Raw genomic sequence first — 15,185 nt, 5'->3', positions numbered from 1 at the left:
GCATGGACGGATTTCCCGGAGGCTTTCCGCGCACGCGGATGCGGCGCATGCGCCGCGACGACTTCTCCCGCCGGCTGATGCGCGAGACGCGGGTCACCGCCGACGACCTGATCGCACCCTATTTCGTGCTCGAGGGCGAGGGGCGGCGGGAGGTCGTCGAATCGATGCCGGGGGTGGAGCGCCTCTCCATCGATGGACTCCTGCGCGAGGCCGAGGAGCTCCTGCGCCTCGGAGTGCCCGCCATCGCCCTGTTCCCGGTCACCCCCGGGGACTGCAAGACCCTGGACGCCCGGGAGGCTTTCAATCCGGAGGGTCTCGCGCAGCGCGCCGTGCGCGCCCTCAAGGCACGCTTCCCCGAGCTCGGGGTGGTCACCGACGTGGCGCTCGACCCCTTCACCACCCACGGCCAGGACGGCCTCATCGACGACTCCGGCTACGTGCTGAACGACGAGACCGTCGAGGTGCTGGTGCGCCAGGCCCTCTCCCACGCCGACGCGGGCGCCGACGTGGTCGCCCCCTCCGACATGATGGACGGCCGGATCGGCGAGGTCCGCGACGCCCTGGAGCGCGCCGGGCACCGCAACACCCGCATCCTGGCATACTCGGCGAAGTACGCGTCCAGCTACTACGGCCCGTTCCGCGACGCCGTGGGCTCGAAGGCGAGCCTCGGGGCCGGCAACAAGTACAGCTACCAGATGGACCCCGGCAACTCGGACGAGGCCCTGAGGGAGGTCGCCCTGGACCTGGCCGAGGGCGCCGACATGGTGATGGTCAAGCCGGGCATGCCCTATCTGGACATCGTGCGGCGCGTGAAGGACCACTTCGGCGCCCCCACCTACGTCTATCAGGTGAGCGGCGAATACGCGATGCTGACCGCCGCTGCGCGCAACGGTTGGCTCGAGGAGCGCGCCGTCGTGCTGGAGGCCCTCGCCTGCATCAAGCGCGCCGGGGCGGACGGCATCCTGACCTACTTCGCGCGGCGCGCCGCTGCCTGGCTGCGGGAAGGCTGAGTCGAGCCGGCCCTACCCGAAGGTCAGCCGCAGCCGCTCCGCCTTCAGGGACTCCGCCTCCTGCTCCAGGTTTGCGCGGGTGAGCGGGTGCCGGTCGAGCCAGCCGTCCGGAAACACCAGCTCCAGGGAGTCGTCCCCCGCCGCCAACCGGAAGGCGGGGAGCGGCTCCGGGCTGCGTCCGTGGTTGAGCAGGACCGCCAGGCGCAGCAGCACGCACATCCGGGTGGCGGGCTTCACCGCCGCCTCGGGCAACTCCGCCAGCTCCTCCCTCGGAAAGCGCCGGCGCTGGCCCCGGATGAGGAGGCTCAACACCGTCTGGTCCTCTCGGGAAAAACCCGGCAGGTCCGAGTAGCGCAACAGGTAGGCCCCGTGCTTGTGGTAACCCTGGTGGGAGACCGCCAACCCGACCTCGTGCAACCGGGCCGCCCACTGCAGCATCTTGCCCTGCTCCTCCCCCGCCAGGTCCCAGACCGCCTCGACCTGGGCCCGGCAGGCCTCCGCGGTCTGCGCCACGCGCTCGGCGAAGCGCTGGGAGACCTGGTAACGGCGGGCCACGGCGGCGATGGTGCGCTCCCGAACGTCCTCGTGCCCGATCCGCCCGAGCAGGTCGTAGAGGAGCCCCTCGCGCAGGGCCCCGTCCGACACCTTCATCTCGCGGACCCCGAGCGAGTCGAAGACCGCGGTCAGGATCGCCAGGCCTCCGGGCAGGATCCCCGTCCTCTCCCGGGAGAGCCCGTCCATCGCCAGGGCCTCGACGTTTCCGGCCCGAACCAGCGCGCGGCGGACCCTCTCGAGGCCCTTGCGGGTGATCGTGCCCGCGCTCCAGCCGTTCGCGACCAGCACGGAGCGCACGGCCTTGACCGTCCCCGACGAGCCGATGCAGTCGTCCCACCCCACGCGCCGGAAGTGTCGCTCGACCGACTCCAGCTCCAGCCGGGCCGCGATCTGGGCGCGCTGGAACGCCCCCTCGCTGAGAACCCCGCCCGGGAAGTGCGCGCGCGACGCGGTGACACACCCGAGGTAGAGGCTCTCCTGGTGACGCGGCTCGAAGCGCTGCCCGATGATGAGCTCGGTGCTCCCGCCCCCGATGTCCACGACCAGCCGCCGCCCCCCGTCGTCCGCCAGGGTGTGGGCAACGCCGAGATAGATGAGGCGGGCCTCCTCGTGCCCGGCGATGACCTCGATCGGGTGGCCCAGCGCCCGCTCGGCCGCGACGAGGAACTCCGCGCTCCCGCGCATGGTGCGCAGCGTGTTGGTCCCCACCGCCCGGACCTTGCCCCTGCGCAGGCCGCCCAGCCGCTCCCCGAAGCGCTCCAGGCACGCCAGGGCGCGGTCCCGGGACTCGGGGGACAGCCGGCGGTCGTCGTCCAGGCCCGCCGCGAGCTGGAGTTGCTCGCGGAGCTGGTCGACCACCTGCAGCGCCCCGCCGTCGCAGACCTGCGCGACGACCATGTGGAAGCTGTTGGACCCCAGGTCGACGGCGGCCAGGGTGTCGCAGGGTGCGGCGTCTCGGGAATTGGCGCGGGCCACGGGCCCACCTCGTCTCGTCTGGCTGGAGGGCGGCGGTTGCCGCCGGGGCGCGCAGTGTACCCCTAGCCGTCCTCGCTCCCCATGCCCATTTCCTTCAGCTTGCGCGTGAGAGTATTGCGGCCCCAGCCGAGCAGCCTCGCGGCGTCCTGGCGCCGGCCACCGGTGTGCGCCAGGGCGGCCTCCACCAGGGTCCGCTCCAGCAGCGGCAGGGCCTCCTCGAGCAGCCCCCCCTCGCCCCGCGCGAGGCGCCCCTGGGCCCAGCGGCGCAGCTCGGCCTCCCAGCCCGGACGCACCCCCTCCTCCCCCTTCTGCCGGAGCTCCACCGGCAGGTCCTCCAGGTGGATCTCCCGGCCCGTGGCCATGACCGTGAGCCAGCGGCAGGTGTTCTCCAGCTGGCGCACGTTGCCGGGCCACTCCAGACCGGCGAGGTAGGCCTCGACCTCGGACCGCATTTGTTTGGGCTCCACCCGCAGCTCCCGCGCCGCCGCCTCCAGGAAGTGGCGGGCCAGCGGGGGCACGTCCCCGCTGCGCTCGCGCAGGGGCGGGACGTGCACGCGGATGACGTTCAGGCGGTGAAAGAGGTCCTCGCGGAAGAGCCCCTGGCGGACCCGCCGCTCGAGGTCCTGGTGGGTCGCCGCGATCACCCGCACGTCCACCCGGACCGGGGCCGGCCCCCCCACGCGGTAGAACTCGCCGTCGGACAGCACCCGCAGGAGGCGGGTCTGGAGCTCGACGGGCATGTCGCCGATCTCGTCGAGGAAGAGCGTTCCCCCGTCCGCCTGCTCGAACCGCCCCCGGCGCTGGGCCTGGGCGCCGGTGAAGGCCCCACGCTCGTGGCCGAAGAGCTCCGACTCCAGCAGGTCGCGGGGGATCGCCGCGGTGTTGAGGGCCACGAAGGGCCGGTCCGCCCGGGGGCTGTGGCGGTGCAGGGCGCGGGCGACCAGCTCCTTGCCCGTCCCGGACTCGCCGGTGATGAGCACGGTGATGCTCGAGCGCGAGAGCCGCCCGATGGCCCGGAACACCTCCTGCATCGAGGGCGCCGAGCCGAGGATCTCCCCCCCCTCCCCGCCGCCCGCCTGGCCCTCGGCGGCGGTTCCCTTGCGCCGGGCGGCGGCCTTACGGACCAGCTCCACCGCCTCGTCCACGTCGAAGGGCTTCGGGAGGTACTCGAACGCCCCCCCCTGGTAGGCCGCGACGGCGCTGTCGAGGTCCGAGTAGGCCGTCATGATGATGACCGGCAGGTCCGGAAAACGGCTTCCGATCTCCCTCAGCAGGTCGAGGCCGTCGCGGTCCGGCATCCGGATGTCCGAGACGACGACGTCGGGGGGGCCCCCCTCCAGACGTTCCAGGACCCCGCCGCCGCCCGCGAACGTGGTGACCTCCATCCCCGCCTGGCGCAGCACCTTCTCGAGCACCCAGCGGATCGAGCGGTCGTCGTCGACCACCCACACCGTCTCCCGTCCCGTCACTCCGAGTCCTCCAGGGGCAGCAGGATGGTCATGACCGTCTCGCCCGGGCGCGAGCTGCAGTGGACGAGGCCGCCGTGCTGCTGGACCAGCGATTGGGCGATGGAGAGCCCGAGGCCTGTGCCGCCGGCCCGGCCCGACACCATCGGGTAGAAGATCCGGTCCAGGATCTCGGGGGGCACCCCGGGCCCGTCGTCGATCACCTCGAGGCGCAGGGCGAGGCGATGGAACCTCTGGCCGATGGTCACCTGCCGCTGCACCCGCGTGCGCACCGTGACGAGCCCCTCGGCGCCGACGGCCTGCACGGCGTTGCGCACGACGTTCAGGGTCGCCTGGATGAGCAGGTCGGAGTCGGCCACCACCTCGGGGATGCTGGGGTCGTAGTCACGGCGGATGCGCACCCCCGCGGGGGCCTCCGCCCGGGCGAGGGTGCAGACCCGGTCGACCACCTCGTGGATGTTCACGGGCCGTTTGTGGGGCAGGCGCCTCGGCCCGAGGAGCCGGTCGAGCAGGGCCTGCAGGCGGTCGGCCTCACCGATGATGACCTGCGTGTACTCCCGGAGCTCCGGATCGCCCAGCTCCCGCTCGAGCAGCTGGGCCGCCCCCCGCAGGCCCCCGAGGGGGTTGCGGATCTCGTGGGCGAGTCCCCGGAGCAGGAGGTGGATGGTCTGGCCCTGCTCGAGGGCCTGCTCCTCGCGGGCGAGCCGGCGGTGCCGGTCCACCGGCACCATCTCCACGAGGAGGCCCGTCACCCGCCTCTCGTCGAAGACCGGGGTCACGGTGCAGTCGACGACGGCCGCCTCGAGACCTGGCCGTTCCAGCGGCACCTCCCGCTCGGTGAAGGGCTGCCCGGCCTCCAGCGCGTGGGAGAGGAGGCGCACCCAGGCCTCGGCCCCGGGAAAAAGCTCCTCGGGCCCCAGGCCCTGCAGCTTGCGCGAGCTCGCCCCCAGCAGCGCCTCGGCGGAGGGATTGGCCGCCACCAGGCGGGGCCGGGCGTCGAAGAGCAGGACGGCCGTCGCCAGGTTGTCGACGATGACCTGGGCGCTGTTCAGCGTGGCAGGGAGAGGGGCGATCAGTGAGGCTGGGGGCGCGGCGCCGGCCGGTGCACCCGAAGGACGTGGAACGTGACCGGGCCTGCGCTCGCCACCGTCTCGCCACCGGAGTTGACCACCAGGGCGTCCAGCTGGTGCGTACCGCGGCTCAGGTTCTCCAGCGTCACGCCGAGCGACCCTTCCGCGCCCCCGGCCGGCTGGCCGTCGACCCGGACCACCACACGATGCCCGGGCGAGAGGGGCGGCTCGAGGGCCAGCGCGACGGAGACGTTCCCGTCGTTGGCCCGAACGGCCTCGTCCGGCCCCGGGCTCAGGATCTCGAACCGACGGTACGCGGTGCGGGGCTCGGCCGCGGGCGCGGCCACCGCCGCCGGGCGCCGCACAGGAGCGCCCATGGGCGCCGTCTGCGCGGGCTGCACATCGATCACCGTGGCGTTCGTGGTCATCGGGAAGTCCGAGAATTCCACCGACCCGTCCGGCCCGACCGAGCGGTACACCTGGGCGCTCGCGAGCGCCGTGACGGAGAGGAGCACCAGTGCGGACCACACGCGCATGCACGGACGATAGCCCATGGAAACCCGAAAAAAAAGGGACCCTGGGGCCGTCACCCCCACCCGGGGTCGCAGGGGCGGACGGGCAAAGCCCGCCCGCCCCCGTCGGTTACAGGCTGTAGTAGAGGTCGAACTCCACCGGGTGCGTCGTCATCCGCACGCGGGTCACGTCGTCCATCTTGAGCTTGATGTACGCGTCGATCAGGTCATCCGAGAACACCCCGCCCACCTTCAGGAACTCGCGGTCCCGGTCGAGCGCCTCGAGGGCCTGCTCCAGGGAGAAGCAGACCTGGGGAATGGCCTTCTCCTCCTCGGGCGGCAGGTCGTAGAGGTCCTTGTCGATCGGGTCACCCGGGTGGATCTTGTGGAGGATCCCGTCGAGCCCCGCCATCATCATCGCGGAGAACGCGAGGTAGGGATTGGCGGTCGGGTCGGGGAAGCGGACCTCGATGCGCCGCGCCTTGGGGTTGGTCACGTAGGGGATGCGGATGGAGGCCGAGCGGTTGCGGGCCGAGTAGGCCAGCATGACCGGCGCCTCGAAGCCCGGCACCAGGCGCTTGTAGCTGTTGGTCGAAGGGTTGGTGATGGCGTTCAGCGCCTTCGCGTGCTTGATGATCCCGCCGATGTAATAGAGGGCGGTCTCGGAGAGGCCCGCGTAGAGGTCCCCGGCGAAGAGGTTCTTGCCGCCCTTCGCGAGCGACTGGTGCACGTGCATGCCGCTGCCGTTGTCCCCCACCAGCGGCTTCGGCATGAAGGTCACGGTCTTGCCGTAGGACTTCGCCACGTTCCAGATCGCGTACTTCATGTTCTGGGTCGCGTCGGCGCGCTTCACCAGGCTGTCGAACCGGGTGCCGATCTCGCACTGGCCCGCGGTCGCGACCTCGTGGTGATGGACCTCCACCACGACGCCCATCTCTTCCATGGCGAGGCACATCGCCGAGCGGATGTCGTGCAGCGCGTCGACCGGGGGCACGGGGAAATAGCCGCCCTTCACGCCGGGGCGGTGCCCCAGGTTGCCGTCGGGGCTCACCCGCTCGGAGTTCCAGGAGGCCTCTTCCGCGTCCACCTTGTAGAAGCAGCCGGAGATGTCCGCACCCCAGCGCACGTCGTCGAAGATGAAGAACTCGGGCTCCGGCCCGAACAGCGCCGCGTCCGCGATGCCGGTCGACTTCAGATAGGCCTCGGCGCGCTTGGCGAGCGAGCGCGGGTCGCGGTCGTACCCCTGCATCGTGCTCGGCTCGATGATGTCGCAGCGCACGACCATCGTCGGCTCGTCCGAGAACGGGTCCATGACCGCGGTGCCGGCCTCGGGCATCAGGATCATGTCGGACTCCTGGATCCCCTTCCAACCGGCAATCGAGGACCCGTCGAACATCTTGCCGTCCTCGAACATGTCGGCGTCAACCGTGTGCGCCGGCAGGGTCACGTGCTGTTCCTTGCCGCGCGTGTCCGTGAAGCGCAGGTCGACGAACTTCACCCCCTTCTCCTGGATCGTCTTCAGCACGTCGTCAGCGGTCATGAGAGTCCTCCCCAATCGGGCGTCTTCAGTGAGGTCGAGCCGGCCGGCTGCTCCGCCACCCGGGCAGCCGGTCCAGCAACGCAAGGTCGAAGGGTCTACAGCATATACTGTGCCAGCCGCCGCCCGAGGGGTCTCGGGGGCCTGCCAGCAGGGTCCGGACTCCCCCGCGGGCCCTGGAGACGTCCGCAGCACCAGCGGGGACGCACCACGAACGTGCGCGCGGCCCCGGGGCGCACCAAACTGGGGCAATCCTCAGGGGGCAGGCTCCGGCGCCCGCGCCTCGGCGGGCGCCGCCGGCTGGGGCGCACGGACCTCACCGGCACCGGCAGGCGCCGGGAGCGCGGGCGGAGGTGGGGGCGGTAGATAGAGGTCGCCCCGCATGCCGCAGGCGGCCGCCCCGAGGGCCAGCGCGAGCACACCGAGGAGTCGCGCGGGGCCTTGGAAAGGAGAACCGGGGTTCGTGGCGGAGCGCATGGCGTGCCAGTATAGCGCGGTGGGTCACGCGGTGAGCCGGGCCGGGGCGGCGCATTCTTCGGCCCGGACCTTGCGGGCTTCGCCCTCAGCAGGCACAGTCTCCCCATGCGCGAGCGACTCACCGAGACCGAGGACGGCGTCACCCTCGAGCCCCCTGTCCCCGCGACGGGGCTCGTCGTCTGGCTCCACGGCCTGGGCGCCGACGGCCACGACTTCGTGCCCTTCGTCCGGGAGTTGGGGCTCACCGGGCGCGGCCTGCGGGTGGTCCTGCCCCACGCCCCGGCGCGCCCCATCCGGGTCTACCGCGGCTACGTGATGCGCGCCTGGTGCGACGTCCTCCACACCGACTTCGGCCGGGATCGGGACGAGCGCGGGATCGACGAGTCCGTGGCCCGCGTGACCGCACTCCTGCGGGCAGAGACCGCGCGCGGCATTCCGCCCCAGCGGGTCGTCATCGCCGGTTTTTCCCAGGGCGGGGTCGTGGCACTGGAGACCGGGCTGCGCTACCCGGAGCGACTGGCGGGGCTCATCGGGCTGTCCACCTACCTGGCCCTGCCGGACCGGCTGGAGGCGGAGGCCTCGGCCGCGAACCGGGGCCTGCCCGTGTTCGTCGGCCACGGGGACCAGGACCCCGTCATACCGGTGGGCCTGGGGGACGAATCCGCCCGCGCCCTGACGGGGGCCGGCTATCAGGTGGAGTACCGGCGTTACCCCATGGCGCACTCGGTGTCCCCCGAGGAGGGCTCGGACGTCGACCGCTGGCTGAGGAGCCATCTGGGCTGAGGCCGAAGCGCGAAGCCCCCGGGCCGGTCCCGGGCACCCCCCTGCACCCGGACTAGCCTCCCGGGCTACCCCCCGGACCGGGTCCCGAGGACGAGGACTCGCCGGGCGCCGCGCCGGAGGGGGCCTTGCGCCGGCGCCGACGCCGGGGCTTGCGCGCCTCCCCGGCGCTCGTCTCCCCAATATTCGCCGCCCCGGCACTCGCCGTCCCGGTGGTCGGCGCCCCTGCAGAGGGCTCCGCTGGCCTGGCCGCCCGCCGCCTGCGCCCTCCCCGCGCGGCTCCGCCGCCGGAGGACTGGGCCGGTTCGCCCGCCTCTCGCCCCCCGGCCCCGCCGGAAGACTCCCCCGCCGGGACCGCCTGCGGCACACCCCCGCTCGCGGACCGCGGCGCGCCCCGTGGCCCCCGCCCACGCTCCCCTGAACGCGCACGCTCCCCCGGGCGCCCACGCTCCCCGGGGCGCCCGCCGCCGCGGCCTTCGCCCGGGCGCCCGCGCTGGACGCGCTCGCGGCGCTCGCCTCGCACCGGGGGCGCGAGCTTCGTCAGGAGGTCGTCGGTCACCGGAACCACCGGGATCTTGTGGCCGATGAAGGCCTCGATCTCCGGCAGGGAGAATACATACTCGTCGCAGGCGAGGCTGACCGCGTCCCCCGTGGCGCCCGCCCGCGCGGTGCGCCCGATGCGGTGGACGTAGTCCTGGGCGTCCTGGGGCAGGTCGTAGTTGAAGACGTGGCTCACCTCGGGGATGTGCAGCCCGCGGGCCGCGACGTCCGTCGCCACCAGGACCGGCAGCTCGCCGCTCGTGAAGCGCCCCAGCAGCTTCAGCCGCGTGCGCTGGGGCACGTCCCCGGAGAGCACCTCCGCGTCGAAGCCGTTCCCCACCAGCATGTCCCGGACCCGCTCCGCGGCCCGCCGGGTATTCGTGAACACCAGGCTGCGCTTCGGGTCCATGCGGCGCATGAGCCCCACGAGCACTTTGAGCTTCTCCTCCACCGCGGTGTGGTAGAGCACCTGCGTGACGTTCTCGGCCGTGATCCGCGAGGGCGCCACGTTCACGATGGTGGGGTTGTTCATGTGCTCGTAGGCGAGCTCCGTCACCCGGTAGGACAGGGTCGCCGAGAACAGCATGTTGAGCCGCGACTCGGGGGGCGGGAGACGGCGCAGGAGGAAACGGATGTCCTTCAGGAAGCCCAGGTCGAACATCCGGTCCGCCTCGTCCAGGATCGCGACCTGCACCCCAGAGAGCGAGAAGACGTGCTGGCGAAAGTAGTCGATGACGCGCCCCGGCGTGCCCACCAGCACGTCGACGCCCTGGCGGAGCGCCTCGCGCTGCTGGTCGTACCCCTCGCCACCGTACACCACGACGGTGCGCAGTCCGGTGTGGCGCCCGAGGACCTCGGCGTCCCGGCCGATCTGGACCGCGAGCTCCCGGGTCGGCGCCAGGATGAACACCCGCGGCTGGCCAGGCCGGTGGTCCGGCGCCGCCGGACGCGTCAGCAAGTACTGCATCGCGGCCAGGAGGAAGGCGGCGGTCTTCCCGGTCCCCGTCTGCGCCTGACCCGCCACGTCCCGCCCGGCCAGCGCGACGGGCATGGCCTCGGCCTGGATCCGGGTGCAGAGGTGGAACCCCGCGTCCTCGGCACCCCGCAGCAGGGGCTCCACCAGCCCGAGGCTGGCAATCTCTACGTCTGTCAGATAACTGTCGTCGGCCATGGGGCACAGGATATCCGAAAAGGGACGCTCACTTGCAGTGCTTTGTCCGGTATAATCAAAAGTATCTGCCTACCGGAGGAGACGCCTGTACATGAGCGACCTGATCAGGTCCATCACCGACCACTCGTTCGATCACGATGTCCTGAAGTCTGAGAAGCCCGTCCTCATCGATTACTGGGCCGAGTGGTGCGGCCCCTGCAAGATGATCGCGCCGGTGCTCGAGGAGATCGCGAAGGAGTACTCCGGCCGGCTGACCGTGGCGAAGCTGAACATCGACGAGAACCCCGTCACCCCGCCCCGTTACGGCATCCGCGGGATCCCGACCCTCATGCTCTTCAAGAACGGGAGCGTGGAGGCCACGAAGGTAGGGGCGGTCTCCAAGTCGCAGTTGTCCGCGTTCATCGAGAGCCATATCTAGTCGCCGGCACGTCCGGCATCCCCCGTGTTGCTGGACGCCTCCCGGAGGGAGTGCTAGCCTTTAGCACAAACGCTGAATCCTCTCCCTAACCAGCGCCCTCCAACAACCGTCGCCCCCGGCGTCACGACTCTCGGCGTGGCAGCCGGTGTGGTGCCTATCCGTCCACCCCGCCGCCAGAGACCATCGGTCCCATACCCCTCATGAACCTAACGGAGCTGAAGCGCAAACCCGCCTCGGAGATCATGGAGATCGCCGAGTCCATGAGCATCGAGGGCGTCGCCCGCTCGCGCAAGCAGGACGTCATCTTCGCGATTCTGAAAGCCCACGCGAAGAAAGGCGAGGACATCTCCGGGGACGGGGTGCTCGAGATACTGCAGGACGGGTTCGGCTTCCTGCGCTCGGCCGACAGCTCCTACCTGGCGGGGCCCGACGACATCTACGTCTCGCCGAGCCAGATCCGGCGATTCAACCTGCACACCGGGGACACCATCTCCGGGAAGATCCGGCCCCCCAAGGAGGGGGAGCGCTACTTCGCGCTGCTCAAGGTCAACGACATCAACTTCGACACGCCCGAGGCCGCGAAGCACAAGATCCTCTTCGAGAACCTCACACCGCTCTTTCCGGACAAGCGGCTCAAGCTCGAGGTCGGCAACGGCACGACCGAGGACCTGACACCCCGCATCATCGACCTGATCGCGCCCATCGGCAAAGGCCAGCGCGGGCTCATCGTCTCCCCGCCGAAGTCGGGCAAGACCATGATGCTGCAGAGCATCGCCCACTCAATCGCGGCGAACCACCCGGAGTGCTACCTCATCGTGCTGCTCATCGACGAGCGGCCCGAGGAGGTCACCGAGATGCAGCGCTCGGTGCGCGGCGAGGTGGTTGCCAGCACCTTCGACGAGCCGGCCACCCGCCACGTGCAGGTCGCCGACATGGTGATCGAGAAGGCGAAGCGCCTGGTCGAGCACAAGAAGGACGTGGTCATCCTGCTCGACTCCATCACCCGCCTCGCCCGGGCCCACAACACCGTGGTGCCGGCCTCGGGCAAGGTCCTGACAGGCGGCGTCGACGCCAACGCCCTGCAGCGCCCAAAACGCTTCTTTGGCGCGGCGCGCAACATCGAGGAAGGCGGCAGCCTCACCATCCTCGCCACCGCGCTCATCGACACCGGGTCGCGCATGGACGACGTGATCTACGAGGAGTTCAAGGGCACCGGCAACATGGAGGTGCACCTGGAGCGGAAGATCGCCGAGCGCCGGGTCTACCCCGCCATCAACATCAACCGCTCGGGCACCCGCAAGGAAGAGCTCCTGCTCGCGCCCGACATCCTCCAGAAGACCTGGATCCTGCGCAAGCTCCTGCAGCCGATGGACGAGATCCAGGCGATGGAGTTCCTGCTCGAGCGCGTGAAGGCCACCAAGCTGAACGCCGAGTTCTTCGACTCGATGCGCCGGCAGGCCTGAGGGTCCAGGCGCGCACCCAGGCGTCCGCGCGGGCAGCGCCCTGCGCGGGCCCGGGCGCTCAGGGGGACGAGAGGGCGCTCAGCAGCAGCCGCGTCCCCACCAGCAGCAGGAAGACGGCGAAGACCCGCCGCAGCACCCCGGTCGGCAGCCGGTGTGCCAGCCGCGCCCCGATCGGGGCGAAGGTGACGCTGGCGAGCGCGATCCCGAGGACCGCGGGCAGGTAGACGTACCCCAGGCTCCCCCGCGGCAGCGCCGCGTCCCAACCGGTGGCGACGAAGCCGAGGCCCCCGGAGAGCGCGATGGGCAGGCCCACGGCGGCCGAGGTCGCGATGGCCTGGGCGACCGGCACGCGCCAGCGCACCAGGAGCGGCACCGTCAGCGTCCCGCCGGCGATCCCCGCCACCCCCGACACCGTGCCGATCACCGCCCCGGCGAGCGCGACCTTGAGCGTCCCGGGCACGGAGGTGGCCGCTTCAGCCGGCCCCCGGTCTCGCTTCGCGAGCATGTAGCCCCCGACCAGGACCTCGAGCAGCCCGAACAGCCCGGTCATCCAGCGGGTCGAGAGCCCCGCTGCCAGCGCCGCCCCGGCCAGGGCACCGGCCACCACCGCGGGGGCCAGGCGCGCGGCGAGCTCCCAGCGCACCGCCCCCCGCGCGTGGTGGGCCCGCACCGAGGACGCGGCAGTGGCGACGATGGTGGCGAGGGAGGTCCCCACGGCCATGTGCATCAAGGCCGAAGCCGGGAAGCCGGACTCTCGGAAGACCCACGCGAGGGCGGGGACGATGACGAGCCCGCCCCCGACCCCGAGCAGACCCGCCAGCACCCCGGCGACGCTGCCCACGGCCAGGTAGGTTGCGGTCACCAGCACCGCGGGGCCTCCCTCGGGGGTCTCGCCCCCCTACCCCTTCCACCAGAGCCAGGCGGCGTCGAGCCAGCGGCGCACGATGCCGCCCTGCTCGACGCTGCGCAGCGCGACGAGCGGCCGGCTCGTCAGCTCCTTGCCGGCGAACAGGACCCTCACCGTGCCGACGGTGTCCCCCTTGCGCAGGGGGGCCACGATCCTGGGATTCACCTCCAGGGTCTCGGAGACCTTGCCCGCCTGGCCCCGGGGTACCGTCACCTGGAGGTCGCTGGCGACCCCCACGTCGAGCTCCTTCACCTCTCCCTTCCAGACCCGGGTCCGGGCGAGCGACACGTTGGCCGCGTGCAGCTTCTGGCCCTCGAAGAAGCGAAAGCCGAAGCCGAGCAGCTTGCGGGCCTCGGCGGTGCGCACCTTCTCGCTCTCGGCGCCCATCAGGACCCCGACCAGGCGCATGTTCTCGCGCTCGCCGGAGACCACCAGGCAGTAGCCCGCCGTCGCCGTGTGGCCCGTCTTGATGCCGTCCACCCCCGCCTCCAGGCCGAGGAGCCGGTTGCGGTTCTGCTGCACGATGTTGTTGAAGGTGAACTCGCGCATCGCGTGCATCGGGTAGTACTCGGGGAAGTCCCGCACCAGCGCGGCACCGAGGGTCGCCAGGTCGCGGGCCGTCGTATAGAGGGCCGGGTCGGGCAGGCCGCTCGCGTTGGTGAAGTGGCTGTTGACCATCCCCAGGCGCTCGGCGTGCCGGTTCATCAGGCCGGCGAACACGTCCTCGCTCCCGGCGACGTGCTCGGCGAGCGCGACCGACGCGTCGTTGCCGGACTGGATCACCATCCCCTTCAGCAGGTCCTCCACGGCGACCTGCTTGCCGACCTCGATGAACATCTGCGAGCCGCCCATCTTCCAGGCCCGCTCGCTGATGACGACCTGGTCCGACATCCGGATCTTGCCGTTCTTCAGTGCGTCGAAGACGACATAGGCCGTCATGATCTTGGTGAGGCTCGCGGGCTCGAGGCGCAGGTCCGCGTTCTGCTCGCTCAGCACCTGCCCCGTGTAGTAGTCGAGGAGCAGGTGAGCCTTCGCCGCGACGACGGGCGTCACCGGCGCGGGGGACGCGGCGGCAGGGGCGGCAGGCTTTGCGGCCGGGGCGCTCACGGCGGGGGCCGGCGGGGGGGCGGGCTTCGCGGGGGCGGCGGCCGCCGCCGGAGCAGGCGCGGCAGGCGCTGGCGCGCCGGCAGGGGCGGCCCCGGCCAGGCTGGCCACGGCGAAGAGGGAAACGGTGACGAGAGACCGGATGCGCATCATGGTCCTGGATTGCCTCCGAAGGAGCGGGTCCGGGTAGCGAGGGGCAGCCGGACGGTTGAGCGGCGGATTCAAGGCCTCAGGTCCTCCCCGACCCGCGAGCCGCCTTGATTTCCTGCGACAAGAGGTGCACCGCCATGGCATAGAGTGGGCTGTGGTTGTAGCGCGTGATGGCGTAGAAATTCTGCAACCCCACCCAGTACTCGAGGCCATCCCGGACCTCCAGCTCGACCAGGGTGGCCAGTCCCTCGGGGAGCAGCTCGCCCTGGAATCGGACGCCCGTCTCCGCGAGGCGGGCTGCCGTAAGGCTCGGCCTGAGGCCAGCCCGAGCCAGCTGCGCCGCCTCCGGCCCGACGGCCGTCGCGGGCCAGGCCACCGGCCCTCCCGGCTCCCAGCCGTGGGCGCGCAGATAGCTGGCGACGCTGCCGACGGCATCCGCGGGGTTGCGCCAGATGTCCCGGCGCCCGTCGGAGTCGAGGTCCACGGCGTGGCTCCGGTAGCTGCTCGGCATGAACTGCGGGATGCCCATCGCGCCCGCGTAGGAGCCCCGGGGCTCCAGCGGCGACAGCCCCTCTTCGCGCGTCAGCACGAGGAAGTTCTCGAGCTCCTTGCGGAAGAACACGGCCCGGCGCGGGTACTGGAAGGCCAGCGTTGCGAGGGCGTCCAGCACCCGGTAGCCGCCGGTGTTCCGGCCGTAGCGGGTCTCCACCCCGATGATCGCGACGATCACCTCGGGCGCAACGCCATATTGGTGGCTCGCCCGCTCGAGGGCCGCGGCGTGGTCGCGCCAGAACGCCGCGCCACCCGCCACCCGCTCCCGGGTGAGGAAGATGCGCCGGTACTCGTGCCAGGGCTTCGCCTCGGCCGGCCGGGCGATCGCCTCGAGCACGGAGGGCTGCACCTCGGCCCGGGCGAGCACCTCTTCGAGCTCCGCCCGGGGATATCCGTAGCGCTCGGACACCTCCTCCAGGAAGCCGGACACGCCGGGCAGGTCGAGCATCCCGCCCCCCGCCCCCGCGAGAAGCCCGGGCGCGGCGAGGAGTGCCGGCA

13 protein-coding genes are annotated in these 15,185 nt (G+C 71.6%); 4 read left to right on the top strand and 9 right to left on the bottom strand.

The window, feature by feature from the left end:
• Positions 1-2: 2 nt before the first annotated feature.
• A complete protein-coding gene (hemB, locus tag KA217_00900; GenBank protein MBP7711011.1) occupies positions 3-1,010 on the top strand; it encodes a porphobilinogen synthase in 1,008 nt (335 codons plus the stop codon).
• A 12-nt stretch (positions 1,011-1,022) separates the two neighbouring features.
• Here hemB and KA217_00895 read toward each other — a convergent pair whose 3' ends face one another.
• From KA217_00895 to glnA, 5 genes are all read right to left on the bottom strand, one after another.
• On the bottom strand, positions 1,023-2,462 hold the full coding sequence (locus tag KA217_00895) for an exopolyphosphatase (GenBank protein ID MBP7711010.1): 1,440 nt from the start codon (positions 2,460-2,462) through the stop codon (positions 1,023-1,025).
• A gap of 140 nt (positions 2,463-2,602) precedes the next feature.
• Complete coding sequence (gene ntrC / locus KA217_00890; GenBank protein MBP7711009.1) at positions 2,603-4,009, bottom strand: nitrogen regulation protein NR(I); 1,407 nt, start codon at positions 4,007-4,009, stop codon at positions 2,603-2,605.
• Positions 4,006-5,079 carry a nitrogen regulation protein NR(II) gene (gene glnL / locus KA217_00885; protein ID MBP7711008.1) on the bottom strand — a complete coding sequence of 358 codons (1,074 nt, stop codon included), beginning with the start codon at positions 5,077-5,079 and terminating at the stop codon, positions 4,006-4,008. Before glnL ends, ntrC begins: the two co-directional genes overlap by 4 nt.
• Positions 5,079-5,606, bottom strand: coding sequence for a DUF4124 domain-containing protein (locus KA217_00880; GenBank protein MBP7711007.1), 528 nt, complete (start codon positions 5,604-5,606; stop codon positions 5,079-5,081). The genes glnL and KA217_00880 overlap by 1 nt, the downstream gene beginning before the upstream one ends.
• Positions 5,607-5,718: 112 nt before the next feature.
• Entirely contained in the window at positions 5,719-7,128 is a 1,410-nt protein-coding gene (gene glnA / locus KA217_00875) for a glutamate--ammonia ligase (protein ID MBP7711006.1), read from the bottom strand.
• Between the two features lie 579 nt (positions 7,129-7,707).
• Here glnA and KA217_00870 point away from each other — a divergent pair.
• On the top strand, positions 7,708-8,385 hold the full coding sequence (locus tag KA217_00870) for an alpha/beta fold hydrolase (GenBank protein ID MBP7711005.1): 678 nt from the start codon (positions 7,708-7,710) through the stop codon (positions 8,383-8,385).
• 52 nt (positions 8,386-8,437) lie between these two features.
• Here the strand turns inward: KA217_00870 and KA217_00865 are convergent, their stop codons facing one another.
• Positions 8,438-10,093, bottom strand: coding sequence for a DEAD/DEAH box helicase (locus tag KA217_00865; protein MBP7711004.1), 1,656 nt, complete (start codon positions 10,091-10,093; stop codon positions 8,438-8,440).
• Positions 10,094-10,184: 91 nt separating this feature from the next.
• On the opposite strand from KA217_00865, the gene trxA reads away from it, so the two are divergent.
• Both trxA and rho read left to right on the top strand, forming a co-directional pair.
• Positions 10,185-10,511 carry a thioredoxin TrxA gene (gene trxA / locus KA217_00860; protein MBP7711003.1) on the top strand — a complete coding sequence of 109 codons (327 nt, stop codon included), beginning with the start codon at positions 10,185-10,187 and terminating at the stop codon, positions 10,509-10,511.
• 200 nt (positions 10,512-10,711) lie between these two features.
• Positions 10,712-11,974, top strand: a complete 1,263-nt coding sequence (gene rho / locus KA217_00855) for a transcription termination factor Rho (protein ID MBP7711002.1) — start codon at positions 10,712-10,714, stop codon at positions 11,972-11,974.
• A gap of 58 nt (positions 11,975-12,032) precedes the next feature.
• On the opposite strand, the gene KA217_00850 is transcribed toward rho, so the two are convergent.
• From KA217_00850 to mltB, 3 genes are all read right to left on the bottom strand, one after another.
• On the bottom strand, positions 12,033-12,842 hold the full coding sequence (locus KA217_00850; GenBank protein ID MBP7711001.1) for a sulfite exporter TauE/SafE family protein: 810 nt from the start codon (positions 12,840-12,842) through the stop codon (positions 12,033-12,035).
• Between the two features lie 30 nt (positions 12,843-12,872).
• The gene (locus KA217_00845; GenBank protein ID MBP7711000.1) at positions 12,873-14,135 is read right to left on the bottom strand and encodes a D-alanyl-D-alanine carboxypeptidase; all 1,263 of its coding nucleotides are present in this window, start codon (positions 14,133-14,135) and stop codon (positions 12,873-12,875) included.
• Between the two features lie 79 nt (positions 14,136-14,214).
• Entirely contained in the window at positions 14,215-15,135 is a 921-nt protein-coding gene (gene mltB, locus KA217_00840) for a lytic murein transglycosylase B (protein MBP7710999.1), read from the bottom strand.
• Between the last annotated feature and the right edge of the window lie 50 nt (positions 15,136-15,185).

Source organism: Gammaproteobacteria bacterium (assembly GCA_017999615.1).
Taxonomy (GTDB): Bacteria; Pseudomonadota; Gammaproteobacteria; order JAABTG01; family JAABTG01; genus JAGNLM01.
This window is presented reverse-complemented; position numbering and strand designations above follow the sequence as displayed.

Coding starts and splice junctions, on each gene's coding strand:
- hemB (MBP7711011.1), top strand. CDS start 3: ATGGACGGATTTCCCGGAGGCTTTCCGCGCACGCGGATGCGGCGCATG.
- KA217_00895 (MBP7711010.1), bottom strand. CDS start 2,462: ATGGTCGTCGCGCAGGTCTGCGACGGCGGGGCGCTGCAGGTGGTCGAC.
- glnA (MBP7711006.1), bottom strand. CDS start 7,128: ATGACCGCTGACGACGTGCTGAAGACGATCCAGGAGAAGGGGGTGAAG.
- KA217_00870 (MBP7711005.1), top strand. CDS start 7,708: ATGCGCGAGCGACTCACCGAGACCGAGGACGGCGTCACCCTCGAGCCC.
- KA217_00865 (MBP7711004.1), bottom strand. CDS start 10,093: ATGGCCGACGACAGTTATCTGACAGACGTAGAGATTGCCAGCCTCGGG.
- trxA (MBP7711003.1), top strand. CDS start 10,185: ATGAGCGACCTGATCAGGTCCATCACCGACCACTCGTTCGATCACGAT.
- rho (MBP7711002.1), top strand. CDS start 10,712: ATGAACCTAACGGAGCTGAAGCGCAAACCCGCCTCGGAGATCATGGAG.
- KA217_00845 (MBP7711000.1), bottom strand. CDS start 14,135: ATGCGCATCCGGTCTCTCGTCACCGTTTCCCTCTTCGCCGTGGCCAGC.
- mltB (MBP7710999.1), bottom strand. CDS start 15,135: ATGCTCGACCTGCCCGGCGTGTCCGGCTTCCTGGAGGAGGTGTCCGAG.